The sequence below is a fragment of the Streptococcus parasanguinis genome, from assembly GCF_019929185.1.
GTDB lineage: Bacteria > Bacillota > Bacilli > Lactobacillales > Streptococcaceae > Streptococcus > Streptococcus parasanguinis_O.
This window is the reverse complement of record NZ_JAHZPC010000004.1, coordinates 144,946-159,419: the sequence shown is the minus strand read 5'-3', so window position 1 is coordinate 159,419 and position 14,474 is coordinate 144,946. Positions and strand designations below refer to the sequence as shown.

General features: G+C 42.4%; 7 protein-coding genes. All 7 read right to left on the bottom strand.

Annotation, left to right across the window (positions count from 1 at the left end):
- Positions 1-139 precede the first annotated feature (139 nt).
- Entirely contained in the window at positions 140-6,088 is a 5,949-nt protein-coding gene (locus tag K1I56_RS04305) for a ZmpA/ZmpB/ZmpC family metallo-endopeptidase (RefSeq protein WP_223325359.1), read from the bottom strand.
- Between the two features lie 233 nt (positions 6,089-6,321).
- Positions 6,322-7,749, bottom strand: a complete 1,428-nt coding sequence (glgA, locus tag K1I56_RS04300) for a glycogen synthase GlgA (protein ID WP_118228343.1) — start codon at positions 7,747-7,749, stop codon at positions 6,322-6,324.
- On the bottom strand, positions 7,749-8,885 hold the full coding sequence (gene glgD / locus K1I56_RS04295; protein WP_223325358.1) for a glucose-1-phosphate adenylyltransferase subunit GlgD: 1,137 nt from the start codon (positions 8,883-8,885) through the stop codon (positions 7,749-7,751). The genes glgA and glgD overlap by 1 nt, the downstream gene beginning before the upstream one ends.
- Positions 8,875-10,017 carry a glucose-1-phosphate adenylyltransferase gene (locus K1I56_RS04290; protein ID WP_070586547.1) on the bottom strand — a complete coding sequence of 381 codons (1,143 nt, stop codon included), beginning with the start codon at positions 10,015-10,017 and terminating at the stop codon, positions 8,875-8,877. Before K1I56_RS04290 ends, glgD begins: the two co-directional genes overlap by 11 nt.
- Before the next feature lie 50 nt (positions 10,018-10,067).
- A complete protein-coding gene (gene glgB, locus K1I56_RS04285; RefSeq protein WP_223325357.1) occupies positions 10,068-11,975 on the bottom strand; it encodes a 1,4-alpha-glucan branching protein GlgB in 1,908 nt (635 codons plus the stop codon).
- Positions 11,976-12,303: 328 nt separating this feature from the next.
- Positions 12,304-14,037, bottom strand: coding sequence for a phosphoenolpyruvate--protein phosphotransferase (gene ptsP / locus K1I56_RS04280; RefSeq protein ID WP_003006414.1), 1,734 nt, complete (start codon positions 14,035-14,037; stop codon positions 12,304-12,306).
- Positions 14,038-14,040: 3 nt separating this feature from the next.
- Positions 14,041-14,304 carry a phosphocarrier protein HPr gene (locus tag K1I56_RS04275; protein ID WP_003006411.1) on the bottom strand — a complete coding sequence of 88 codons (264 nt, stop codon included), beginning with the start codon at positions 14,302-14,304 and terminating at the stop codon, positions 14,041-14,043.
- Between the last annotated feature and the right edge of the window lie 170 nt (positions 14,305-14,474).

Here is a 14,474-nt window from a genome sequence, read left to right as displayed (position 1 = left end):
GTTAAATTACGTTATTTTTTTAATATGATAATCTTTCCGATCTACGATTGATTCCTTTTAATTTTTAGACACTTTGTCCACCTCTATTCATTTTTCCTTCTAAAAAACTCTCACCTGCTCAGCAGATGAGAGAATTCAATTATTTAAAGATAGACGTTTTAAAACTATCTGTTTGTTGGAGCAATTTCTTAAAGATTTTTTCTTTCAGTGCAACCGTATTGTCAAATTTGACAGAACCGTTACTTAGAGTAGCCTTATCTTTATCCACTGCTTCAGCAAATGCACGTTTCAAGTCTTCATAGCTATTGTAGGTCTTCCCATCGATGTCAATAGCCTGAAGTCCATTTTTGGCACTGGTTACCACTTCATTGAAGTAGGCTTTCTTCCAGTCTTCAAGGGTACTGAATTTCCCATCAGAAATCTTTTGAATGATGTAATCATCCCCTAGAGTCGCATGACCTGCTTGTTTGGATTCTTGTTTATACTTGTTTGAAGCATAGCCTAAGAAGCCTTTTTCATAGCCATAGTAACCCCAGAGTCTGAAGGTATTGTGTTTGAAGGACATGGCTCCAGGAGCCCCTTCACTGGTGTTTCCACCATAGATCCCTGTCATCATCGGCACCGTCACATAGGCTGAGCCAAAGTCAGATGGATTATAGACTCCATTTCCAGGACCACGATTGGTCATGAAGTTGTTGGTGATGAGATCATCTACTGAATGTAAGGTGATGGCTTTTTCCTCATCGCTCAAAGGACGTACCTTATCAAATTGATTCTTGGTGTTAGCCCCTCGGTATTGTTTATCAACCTTCTTGAACCATGCATTGTTCAAGTCTTGACTGCCTTTGTTGAGGACAGCTTCTCCTTCTAGGTAATCCAGAAGCATGAGGGTATCATTATAGCCTTTCATATACCGATCGATGTCCTCACGTGATGTGAGGTCATTCGGATTGGTATTGTACCATTGGTTTCCATCATTTGGACGTTCATAGGCCATATTGAGTCCTAGGGCCTTGTATTCCCCATTTGGATTGGATACGGATGGCGTTTGGAGCATGCCTTGGGCAAAGGCTTCGATATCAGTTCCTTCGCGATGTCTCCAACCACCTAAGTAAACCATACGGTCATTGACGTGCGTCGTTTCGTGGGTAAAGGCAGAGACCCCAAAGTCACTGATCATATCGGTCACCATGAAGAAGACAGAGTCGTCTTTATATGGATTTCCGTAAATTCGCGCCACTGCTCCCATCCGCCAATCTGTCGCATGGTAACGATCGGTTGGACCATACAATTCACGGATTGGAGCCACATCTTTGCCACTGTTGGTATGTCCATAACGGTCTGTACTAATACCCTTGTAGTTTTGATTATCAAGGACAGGGGTCGGCACCATATTATTGCTCTTCAAGAGTTGATTGCGAACCTTATCCGTTGCTAGACGTGACCAGAAATCTAGGTAATTCTGTTGTCCTTTTGCCACCTTATCAATTTCGGCTTTGAAGGCATTCCGCTCTGCTTCCGTGTTCTTGCCATATTTCTCGAAGGAACTATAGGCCATGGTATTGTAGGTTGAAATCAAGAACATATGAGCATCTTTTAAGTTCAAGAGTGGCAAGATCATTTTACCGTGAACATCATTGTTTAAGCCCTCATAGGCTCTGTGTTTAGCAGACGCGAATGCTGGATTGGTCGTCTCAGGTTCCACAATATAGACATTGTCTTTGGTTGCTTTGATGAACCAATCATTTAAGTCTCTATCACTTGTAAAGAGCTCCATATTGTATTTCAGGAAGTCATTTAAGTTACCAGAAAGAGTCGATTTAGCCACAACTTCACGGAAGGCATCGTGGGTACGAGTCCCTTTGATGTAGTCTTCTTTTGAACCAATTTCAATCAAACGGTCTAAGACATCAACATTCTTCCCATAGAAGTCTGGCTTGAACAACATGAGCTGCTTAAGATTGACATCATCAAACTTCACTCCATAATAGCGGTTGAGGTAAGAGAGACCCAAAAGAACAGCGGCCTTGTTGTCATCAACTTTCTTGATGAGGGCCCGTTTGGCAGACTCATCTGTATTTAATTGATGGTCTTGGTTTTCAACCAGTTGTTTGACAAAGTGAGTCAGATTGTCCTTGACTGCTTGGAAACTTTCTTCAAGGTAAAGGTTCTTAATGGCATTGACTTTGTTAGGACCTGTTCGACCAAGATGTGTGTAGATTGGATCTGATTGTAATTCGACAGGACTTAATTTCTCTACGATGGCACCAATGAGATCGCTCCGATCTTTGTCCACCATATTCGGCGTGTAGACTACTTCACCGAGCTCCGCTACACTGTACTCTTTGACTTGTTTGACATTAGACTCTTTCGGTGAAATGCTGAAGACATCTTTGGTCTTATCTGCGTAGTGGATCAGGATGTGGTCGGCATCCGATAGTTCAGTGACAAAATCATTGCCCTTCATAGCGGTCACAGACAAAACTTCCTTGGTCAAGAGAGGACTCGTTGCAGCCAGTTTATTCCCTTGGTCGACAATCCATTCTTTGTTGTAGAAAGGTTGCAGTTTAGCAATATTGCGGTAAGCTAGCTCACGAGTCGCATCATAAGCAGTGATTGCCTTGTATTGATCGTCTGTGTTAACAAGGTTATTGAGTGTATCTTCAATCGGTTTACTGCTGGTAAATTTATCAGCAGTGATTCCCATTGCATCGATTTTCTGCTCAGCTTCTGCCAGCGAGATGCTAGGGATTTTACGGGAGTTGTTAAAGCTTTTCTTCCCTTCACTCACGCCTTCCACACTGTAATTGCGCTTGGTTCTTGAATAGGTGAAGTAATCATCTGCGTCAATATCTGAGTGACCAAAGACCATCTCACCCGTTTTGACTTTCATCATGGTGATGTTGTCTTCAATAGTCCCCAAGGCCCAGTTGGTCCCTAGTAATCCACCCGATTGAACCGCTTCTTTGAGTTCAATTGAACCTTTAGCAACTGAATTTCTGAGAACCCCTTCTTTACCTACTGTGTGGTTATTTCCACCATTTTGAGAGGAATAAACGAGACCTGCAGCTTTGGCTTTGTTCCCAGTGATTTCAGCATCAACGTAAGCTTTTTCAACGACACCTTTCCAGTTCTCACCAACAACACCCGCTAGATAGCCACCTTTGTTCCCAGCAGCGTGCAGTTTCCTGATAAAGGCGACATTACTTACTTTCCCACTGCCATCAATTTTATTGACGATCCCTGCTACGTCATTGTTCCCGACAACACTTCCTGTTACTTTAACATTTTCAACAGTTGCATTGTTTTTGATAACACCTGCGATTGGTGCTACTCGATCTGTCCCAGGTAGGTCAATATTGACATTTTCAAGCAAGAGATTCTTAACCGAGCCACCTTCGATGTTCCCAAATAATGGTCTTGTAATGTTATGGATGGCAAATGTATTTCCATCCGTACTTTCCAAAATTCCCTTGAAGGCATTGGTCACATAGGATTTCCCTGCTGGCTGGACATTAGCCGCATTCATATTGCTACCCAGTTTAAAGGTACCAGTCGGATTGGCTTGCATAGCTTTTACAAGTTCGTTGAAATTGTAGTAGATATCACCTTCATGTGCTTTGGGTTTCGCAATATAGTGGACATAGACCTCACTGAACTGGTTGTCCGCAGTCCGTTGAATGAGATCAGGAGCTTTGGCTGTTACTTTGTAGAGGGTCACGCCATCTACCGTTACTTCTTCAATTTTATCAACGGCTAGTTTTGTAACCTTATTATCATAGGTAGTGACCTTTAAGTAGTAAGGCTTCACATCTGATGGTGTTTCAGACAAGAGGCTGCTATCGGTCTCAAGACCTTGGTCATCCACGCTAATCAGACTGGTTTCCTTGATGTTTTTGATTTCAACTTTTTTAAGATCAATTCTCAGTGGTTCTTCCTTGAGAACTTCTTCTTCATCCCCATTTCCACGGTCATACACCATGGTCGTTGCGAGCGTATAATCCTTGTAGTAGTCCAAGTCTGCTAAAGCAGCTGCCAAGTCCGTCTCTGAAAGGGTCAGGGTTTTCACCACTTGATCACCCTTCTTCAATACAGCCTGGATGGACTTGATGGTCACACCGTCTGGTTTATCCAAATGATAAGTAGCTTTAGCACTGCGCTTCAATTCTTCCTTATCGACCTGGGTCAAAGTTAAGGTAGGCTTATCAAGTTCTTTGGTCCCTTGTTGAATGATCTGATCTTGGGCTTGTTCTACTACTTCTTCAGAAATTGTAGGAGCATCCGTTGTTTTGACACCTTTAATGGTCTTATAGACCTTGGTGATTTTTTTCTTCCCATTTTTACCGACTTGAGAAACCCTTTCGGTTCCTTTTAGCAAGGTGGCATCTTGTTCGGTTACCGTCTTAAATGGAATTTCTTCAAAAGCAACTTCCTCTGTTTGGCCTTCAATCGCCTTAGTCCCACGACTAATTTTTTCTGTCACAGGAGCTTTTACCGTTTCAGTTGTCGTGCTCACGGGCTCGCCAATCTTCTCACCATTGACCGTCTTATAAACACGACGAATCTCCTGACTACCAGCCTCGCCTTTCTGAAGAAGGCTTTCTTCATCGGTGTAACGATTGGCATCCGTTACATACTCTGTTTCATATGGAAGGATTACCGTTTCTGTCTCTGTTACCGTCCCTTCCGTAACTTGATAGGTTGGATTCTCCGGTTGAACAGGAGCTTCACCGACATGACCTTCTTCCTGTGTTCCCTTAGCTTCGATGACACCGGTATAGGCTGGGTTCTCAGGCTGTACAGGAGCTTCACCAACATGGCCTTCCTCTTGCGTTCCTTTGGCTTCGATGACACCGGTATAGGCTGGATTCTCTGGCTGTACAGGAGCTTCACCAACATGGCCTTCCTCTTGTGTTCCCTTGGCTTCTACTACCCCTGTATAGGCTGGGTTCTCTGGTTGAACAGGGGCTTCGCCGACATGGCCTTCTTCTTGTGTCCCCTTAGCTTCCACCACACCTGTATAGGCTGGGTTCTCCGGTTGAATAGGAGCTTCACCGACATGACCTTCTTCTTGTGTCCCCTTAGCTGTGACCACTGGGGTAGGTTGTGGACTTGGTTGAACATCCTCTTTTGTCCCAACAGCAAGAATTTGTGAAACTGGTTCTTTAGTGACCTTGCTTTCAACGACTCTGCGAACTTCTTGCCCATCTACCACACTCACTTCTGTCAATAGGGTCCGCTCCCCATTTTGACCAGCAGTCAGCACCTTGGTTTGCCCTTTAGGTAATGTAGGATCAGCTTGTTTGACAGTTTCAAATGGCACAGGCTCAGTAGAGACTTCCAGGCTTGGTTTTTCAACTTGAGGAAAGGCTGGAGAGACTTCTGGGGTCACACGCGCTTGTGCTTCCACTTGTGGAATACCTGTACTTGTTTTGATCGTTCCTTCTACAGAAGGTTTCGTTTCCTGCATAGCCTTTGGCTCTCGTAAGCTCGTCTTTTGGACTGACGGGTAGCGCAGATAACCAATATAGTCATAGCCGTCAATTTGAATCACGCCATTTGCAAGATCTTTGCTCGATGCGATCGCAAGATCCTGATTATAGGCGCGCAAAACTTGATTTTGTAGGGCTGCGACTTCAACTGGAAGTAGAAGACTTTGTCCCATGGCTCCAATCAAAAGGACGCCCATGACCTTCTTCCGGTGCTTTTTAGAGAGTAAGAGGACCGCAAAGGAAGCTGTGGCTAGACTTAGCCCAAAAAGGGCGACTTCCTGACTTCCTGTCTGAGGAAGAACCGACTGAATTGCTTCCTTCTTCTTATAGACGAGATAGAAAGTATCTTCATTTTGATACTCTTCAGGGATTGCATGAATCACCTGTGCTTTTTCTTCAGCAGTCAGCTCTTCTTCTGTCACATATCCTAAGTGAACATGAGCAGGTAGAGTCATCTGATCAGCTTGGACAGGACGAGCTCCTAACAAGCTTCCTCCTAATAAAAAGGCTCCAATGGCCACCGGACCAACACCGACAGATAATTTCCGAATCGAATATTTGGTCATTTTTTCAAACGTTTGTTTCGCTTTTTTCATCCTAAAATTCCTATATAGTAATATTTAACCCTCGAGCAGGGACCTGATTATTTTTAGAGAGGATGGGATCCTTTCCAGAAATAAGAACCTTCCCGGGATTTTTTACCTTTACCTATCTTATCTTTTTTCTTCTATTTTAGCAAGCTCTAAAACTCAAAAAAATAAACCGTTTTCTTTATCGGAAGAAAGCAAACCAAAAAACGCCTCGAAAGGCGTTAGTATCATAGATCTATTTATAAGGATTGGTACAAATCATTGTATCGTTGACTAGCTGTATCCCATGAGAAGTCACGCGTCATAGCTTGTTCTTGGAGACCATACCAAGCCTGTTTGTCATTGTAGTAGACAGCTAATGCCTCATCAACTGCCCAGTTAAACCAATAACCAGACAAATTATTGAAGCTAAAGCCTGTTCCACTTCCATCAACAGCATTATACGGTTGGACCGTATCTCGAAGTCCGCCGACTTCATGCACCAGAGGAAGGGTTCCATAACGCATGGCCATCATTTGAGAAAGGCCACATGGTTCAAAGCGGCTTGGCATCAAGAAGACATCCGACGCTGCATAGATTTCTTGGGCCAATTGGACATCAAATGTGATATTAGCCGACAGTTTATCCGGAAAAGCATGACCGAACCAAGCAAAGGCATTTTCAAATCCAGGATCTCCTGTACCGAGCAAGACAATCTGAATATCCTTTTGCAAGAGTTGATGCAACTCTTCTACCACCACGTCAAAGCCTTTTTGACGTGTCAAACGAGAGACGATCCCAAACAAAGGAACATCATCGCGAACAGGTAGACCGACACGTTCTTGAAGAGCTCGTTTACTAGCTGCTTTACCTGAAAGATCTGAGAGACTGAAGTGATACGTCAAGAGTGGATCCGTTTCAGGATTATACAGATCTGCATCAATCCCGTTAACAATTCCGGTCACCTTGCCAGACTCCATCCGAAGGATCTGATCCAAGCCACAACCATATTCAGCAGTCATAATCTCATGCGCATAGCTAGGAGAAACAGTTGTCACACGGTCAGCATATAGAATGCCGGCTTTCATCCAGTTCAGGCAATCATTCCATCGAAGTGTTCCATCTGCATAGCGTTCAAATCCAACTCCGAAAAGATCCCACAACATTCCTGGGTCGAACTGACCTTGGAATTCCAAATTATGGATGGTCAATACTGTCTTAATTCCATGATAAGCTTGAATCCAACGGTATTTTTCCTTCAGCAAGAAAGGAATCATCGCCGTATGGTAATCATGGGCATGAAGAACATCTGGAATGAAGTCAACTCGTTCCATCGTTTCTAAGGCCGCGAGCTGGAAGAAGGCAAAGCGTTCGCCATCATCGAAGTCACCATACACATGACCTCTAAAGAAATAATGTTGGTTATCAATAAAGTAAAAGGTGACTCCATCGCGCACAATGCGTTTCACACCAACATATTGACTTCTCCAGCCAACCTTGGTCTCAAAATGCAAGACATCTTCGATTTGATCTCCAAACTTAGCCTCTACCATATCATAGTAAGGGAGGATCACGCGCACATCATGACCACTTTTCGCTAAGGATTTAGGAAGAGCGCCAATAACGTCTCCCAAACCACCTGTTTTAGAAAACGGTGCTCCTTCAGCTGCAACAAATAATAGTTTCATTAGACAATATCCTCTGTAACAATCGTTCCTTTTTTAACCACGACAGGTGCTTCTTCTGTCCCACGAATCGTCACACCAGCAGCCACTTCAACACCCTTATCCAGAATGGCATGTTCGACGATTGCATTTTCATGAATCACAACACCAGGGAAGAGAAGGCTACTGCGTACTTCTGAACCTTCATAAAGGCGTACCCGACGTGAAACAATGGAACGTTCAACGGTTCCTTCTACAATACTACCCGAAGCAAATTGAGACGTTTTAATATGTGAAGTCTTGGAATAATACGTTGGTTCTTCATTCTTCACTTTCGTATACACCTTTTGGTTTGGTGAAAAGAGCTTCATGAATTTTTGGTTTTCCAACATATCCAAGTTTGCATGGTAGTATGATTCAACTGAATGAATATTGGCTAAGTAACCTGTATATTCAAAGGCAAAAGCATTGTATTCCACCGCCAAATCACGCAAGATATAGCGCAATTTTTGTGGGTATTCTTTCTTGGCTTCTTCTTCAATTTTTTCAATCAACCAAGGAGTGTCCACAATAAAGACATCTGTTGACATGTTGTAGACTTCGTCAGGATCCTTGCCATCAAAAAGTCTTTGCTCTGTAACATGGTCTGTTTCATCAATTTTCAAGACAGCATTGACTTCAGAGATATTTTGAAGATGCAACTTTTTGTAAACAACTGTAATCGGACGGTCAACGCTATTATGCAAGTGGAAAACTTGATTGAGGTCAATATTCATCAAAACATCACAGTTTAAAGCAACTGTTTGGTTGGAACCAGACCGTTTCAAATAGGTCAATAATTGTTGGTAGTATTCTGGCCCTACCGTTGTATTTTCAACTGGAGTATTATAGATTCCGAGGTAATAGTGGCTCAATAAAGTAGACAAGCCCCACTCACGACCTGAACGAATATGGTCAAAGACCGAACTAATATTTTCTTGTTGGAAAATCCCAAAAACACTACGAATACCAGCATTCGCAAGGCTAGACAATGGGAAGTCAATCAAGCGGTATTTCCCATCAAACGGTAGGGAGGCTACCGGACGATGGCTGGTCAAAGTGGACATATCATGATACCCAACTGTATTTCCTAAAATGGCTGAATATTTATCAATCTTCATCTGTTGCTACCCCCACTTTTTCATTGTAACCGACAACTTGTACTTCCTCTGTTCCATCAATCACGACACCTTCTGCAATGACTGCGCCTTCTCCAATAATCGCGCGTTTCACAACAGCTCCTTTACCGATAATGGCATTGCTCATCACGACAGCATCTTCGACAACTGCTCCTTCACGAACTTGAGCTTCTGTTGATAAGATGGAGTGTTTGACTGTACCGTCTACCGAACAACCATCGACGACAAGAGAATCTTCGATGTGGCCATTTTCCCCAAAGAAGTTCGGTGGAGAAATGAGGTTGCGTGAATAGATTTTCCAGTGACGATCGCGACTATCCAAGGCATTATTTGGATCGATATATTCCATATTGGCTTCCCAAAGAGACTCAATCGTACCAACGTCTTTCCAATAACCATTGAATTCATAAGCATAAACACTTTCGCCTGATTCTAGATACGTTGGAATGACATTTTTACCGAAGTCTGACATATCGATATCACTCTTTTCAGCAGCAACCAACATATTGCGCAGACGAGCCCAGTCAAAGATGTAAATTCCCATGGAAGCCTTGGTAGATTTTGGTTCAGCTGGTTTTTCTTCAAATTCGACAATCCGATTATTAGCATCTGTATTCATGATTCCAAAACGGCTTGCTTCCTTCAAAGGGACATCTAGGACGGCAACAGTCAAGCTTGCGTTATTATCCTTGTGCGCTTGAAGCATGTCATCGTAATCCATCTTGTAGATGTGGTCCCCAGATAGAATCAAGACATATTCCGGATTGATGCTATCGATATAGTCGATGTTTTGAAGAATCGCATGACTAGTTCCTTCGAACCACCGATTTCCTTCACTAGCTGAATAAGGTTGGAGAATAGACACACCTGTATTGATTCCATCCAAGCCCCAGCTGGAACCATTTCCAATATGGCTGTTAAGTGCAAGGGGTTGGTACTGTGTAATCACACCAACATTGTGAATTCCTGAGTTGGCACAGTTTGAGAGAGCAAAATCGATAATCCGATAGCGCCCACCAAATTGAACCGCAGGTTTCGCGATGTTTTTGGTTAATTTTCCAAGACGTGTTCCTTGCCCACCGGCAAGAATTAAAGCGAGCATTTCATTCTTCATTGACTACTTCCTCTTTTTAAAGCTTGGACTCCCTTAGAGTCAACCGATCATCATTTTTTATCTGATGTTTTAGATTTCGTTTTGCGAACCTTCCGTTTCACCTTCCAAATGCTAGCCCCTAAAGCCGGCAAAGTAAAGGTCAAAGTTTGTTCATAATCCTTCCACAGTCCCTCTTGAGACTGAACTGTCGGATTGTGCTCTTTCCAGACACCTCCCCATTCTTCTAATTCTGTATTCCAAATTTCTTCATAGACCGCTGATACAGGCACACCAATTGTAAAGTCCTTGCGTTCTACTGGTGCCATATTGAAGACACATACTAGAAGCTCGCCTTTACGATTCTTCCGGACCATAGACAAGACGCTCTGATCCCGGTTATCTGCATCAATAATCTCTAAGCCATCAAAGCTATCATCAATCTCCCACAATTCCTTGTGTTCCTTGTAGAAATGATTGAGATGAGAAGTGAAACGACGCATCTTAGCATTCATTTCATCCTCTAGATTCCCCCATTCCAGTTGCTCCTCTGACTTCCATTCCAAAAATTGACCAAATTCTGAACCCATAAAGAGCAATTTCTTACCTGGATGGCAGATCTGATAGGTTAAAAGATTACGGAGTCCAGCAAATTGATTGTAACGATCTCCCCACATCTTGTGCATCAAACTCTTCTTACCGTGTACCACTTCATCATGTGAAAATGGTAGTAAGAAATTCTCAGAAAATGCATACATATAACTAAAGGTTACCAGATTAAAGTCAAATTTCCTGTAGACCGGGTCTTCCTCATAGAATCGTAGAATATCATTCATCCAACCCATATTCCATTTATAGTCAAAACCAAGACCACCTTCTTCTTCAGGGCCTGTGATCTTTTGACCAGCAGAACTTTCTTCAGCAATCATCATAACATCTGGGTGTTCGTTCTTGATAATCGCATTCAAACGTCTGAGGAAATGAACCCCTTCATAGTTGAGGTTTCCCCCATCAATATTTGGTGTCCATGGACCACTGTCATAATCGAGGTAGAGCATATTGCTCACAGCATCGACCCGAATTCCATCTAAATGATAGGTTTCAATCCAAAACTTCAAACTAGAAATCAAGAAAGACTGTACTTGATTCTTTCCTAAATCGAAGTTCAAAGCCCCCCAACCATAGTTATGGGCCCGATGTTCATCCTGGTATTCAAAGGTTGGTGTTCCATCATAATATGCCAAAGCATCATCATTAATGATGAAATGGCCAGGTACCCAATCCACAATTACTCCGATATTGTTGAGGTGACATTCTTCCACGAAATCTTGAAATTCTTCTGGGCTACCATAAGTCTGCTCGAGGGCAAAATAGCCCATGAGCTGATACCCCCAGCTCAATCCCAATGGATGGGCCATCACTGGCATAAATTCTACGTGGGTGTAGTTCATCTCCACTAAATACGGAATCAATTCTTCTTTTAGTTGTTTGAAGGTATAGGAACTGTGATCGTCATTTCGTTTCCAAGATCCTGCGTGAACCTCATAAATATTAACAGGTCGTTCCTTAAAACCAAGTTTTTTGCGGCGTGCTCTCCAGAGACCATCTTTCCAGTTTTTCTCTGGAATGGTCTTAATAATAGATCCTGTATTGGGTCTCTTTTCCATCCATAATGCTAGAGGATCGATTTTTTGCACCTGATGACCATTTTGTCGAGTCACCAAATACTTGTATATATCTCCCTCTTTTGCATCGGAACAGAAGACTTCCCAGACGCCTCCTTCATTACGAACCATTGGAATTTTACGAGCTTCCCAATCAGTGAAATCACCAATCAGATCCACCGCCTGAGCATTGGGAGCCCAAACACGGAAGGTAAAGCCTTCTTGTTCTCCCCTTGTTTCCTTGTGAGCTCCTAAGTACTCTTGAAGATGGAAATTATCCCCTCTTCCAAATGTCCATAAGTCTGTGCTTCTATCCATATACTCACCTCTTTGCTTTTTGAAAGCGTTTTCTATTTGATATTATTCTACTATAAAATCACTTAATTTTCAAGTTGATTCCTGTAAAATCATGTAAAATTATCAGGAAAAGTTTTTCCATTTTCTTTCCCGAACCTTTTCGATCCTTCCTTGGTCATCCTCCTTATCTTACTTACGATTATACTATATATACGAGGAAAATCAAACAAAAACCGAACATTTAAATCACTATTTTTATTACTAACTAGTTTATTACGAATAAAATGAACATTTTTATGAACAATGTAAAAAAAGACTAAGACAGATTTGTCTTAGTCTTGTTGAATTCTTAGTCTACGTTCACGTATTCTTTTGAAAGTTCAAGAACTTCTTCCATGGTTGAACATTCAGTAAGAGCACGGTTAGCGTATTCTTGCATTTTAGCTGTGTCGAGTTTCTTCATCAAGCTACGTGTACGAAGGACAGATGTCGCTGACATAGAGAACTCATCCAAGCCCATTCCGACAAGAAGTGGAACAGCAGTTTGGTCACCGGCCATTTCACCACACATACCAGCCCATTTGCCTTCAGCGTGCGCCGCTTTGATCACATTGTTGATCAAACGAAGGATAGATGGGTTATATGGTTGGTAAAGGTATGAAACTTGCTCGTTCATACGGTCAGCAGCCATTGTGTATTGGATTAAGTCGTTAGTACCAATTGAGAAGAAATCAACTTCTTTAGCAAATTGATCCGCAAGCATTGCTGCAGCTGGGATTTCAATCATGATCCCTACTTGGATATCGTCTGCAACAGCAACACCTTCCGCAAGCAATTTAGCCTTTTCTTCTTCAAGAATACCTTTAGCTGTACGGAACTCAGTCAACAAAGCAACCATTGGGAACATGATCCGCAATTTACCGTGAACAGATGCCCGAAGCAAAGCACGCAATTGTGTACGGAACATTTGATTACCAGTTTCAGAGATAGAAATACGCAAAGCACGGAAACCTAAGAATGGGTTCATTTCTTTAGGAAGGTCGAAGTAAGGAAGTTCTTTATCCCCACCGATATCCATTGTACGAACAACCACAGGTTTACCATTCATACCTTCAAGAACTGCTTTGTAGGCTTCGTATTGGTCATCTTCCGTTGGGAAGTCTTGAGAATCCATGTACAAGAATTCTGTACGATAGAGACCAACAGCTTCTGCACCATTATCGTTTACACCTTCAACGTCTTTAGGTGTACCGATGTTGGCAGCCAACTCGAAGTGTTTTCCATCAGCAGTCACTGTTTTCGCATCTTTAAGGAGAGCCCATTCAGCTTTTTGTTTGGCATAAGCTTCACCAGCTGCTTTGAACTCTGCAATTTGTTCTTCAGTAGGGTTGATCACCACTTCACCAGTGATCCCTGAAACAGCCAAAACATCGCCATCTTTGACAAGTTCTGTGATGTTATTTGTACCAAGAACAGCTGCGATTTCAAGTGTACGAGCCATGATAGCTGAGTGACTGGTACGTCCACCGATATTCGTAACAAAAGCTTTTACATACTTTTTGTTCAACTGTGCTGTATCAGATGGAGTCAAGTCATGCGCCACCACGATTGCTTCTTCATTGATAGAAGCAGGGTTTGGCAATTTCTTACCAAGCAAGTTGGCAAGGACACGTTTGGTAACGTCGCGAATGTCTGCTGCACGTTCTTGCATGTAAGGATTGTCTTCCATTCCTTCAAAGATTGCAATGAACATGTCAGTGACTTCTTTCAAGCCAGCCTCTGCATTGATTTTTTTCGTACGAATCGTTTCTTTGATCTGACCAATCATTTCAGGGTCAGCGAGAACCATCATATGCGCATCAAAAACTTGCGCTGCTTCTTCACCAAGGCTTGCTACTGCATTCTCCCGAATAAGAGAAAGCTCGTTTTGTGAAGCTTCAAGAGCTGCATCCAAACGAGCTTCTTCTGCACTTGTATCTTCGACTGAAACAGTCTCAAATGATAAGTCTGGTTGAATGAGCAAATATGCCTTAGCAACGGCAACACCGTCAGATGCTGCAATTCCTTTTAGCATTTTTGTCATATTTTAAGCCAATCCTTCTTTAGTCATTGTTTCTGAGATAGCTGCGATAGCATCATCAGCGTCAGCACCTTCTGCAGAGATTACAACGTCTGCTCCTTGACCAACACCAAGGCTCATAACACCCATGATTGATTTCAAGTTAACTGATTTACCTTTGTATTCAAGAGTAATATCTGAAGCAAATTTGCTAGCAGTTTGAACCAACAAAGTTGCTGGACGTGCGTGGATACCTGTTTCTGCCACGATGTGGAAATCTTTAGAAGCCATAGTTTGACTCTCCTTTTTAAAAATAGTTTTTGAGTTACCTTTTGATAACCCTTACAATTTGGTATTATATCATCTTTTGAAATTTTTTTCAAGATTTTTATCACTGACTTACAGAAAAAGACTGCGAAAAATCCCAATTTAGATACATTTTAAGAAGCACCTGAAGAACA

Coding starts and splice junctions, on each gene's coding strand:
- K1I56_RS04305 (WP_223325359.1), bottom strand. CDS start 6,088: ATGAAAAAAGCGAAACAAACGTTTGAAAAAATGACCAAATATTCGATT.
- glgA (WP_118228343.1), bottom strand. CDS start 7,749: ATGAAACTATTATTTGTTGCAGCTGAAGGAGCACCGTTTTCTAAAACA.
- glgD (WP_223325358.1), bottom strand. CDS start 8,885: ATGAAGATTGATAAATATTCAGCCATTTTAGGAAATACAGTTGGGTAT.
- K1I56_RS04290 (WP_070586547.1), bottom strand. CDS start 10,017: ATGAAGAATGAAATGCTCGCTTTAATTCTTGCCGGTGGGCAAGGAACA.
- glgB (WP_223325357.1), bottom strand. CDS start 11,975: ATGGATAGAAGCACAGACTTATGGACATTTGGAAGAGGGGATAATTTC.
- ptsP (WP_003006414.1), bottom strand. CDS start 14,037: ATGACAAAAATGCTAAAAGGAATTGCAGCATCTGACGGTGTTGCCGTT.
- K1I56_RS04275 (WP_003006411.1), bottom strand. CDS start 14,304: ATGGCTTCTAAAGATTTCCACATCGTGGCAGAAACAGGTATCCACGCA.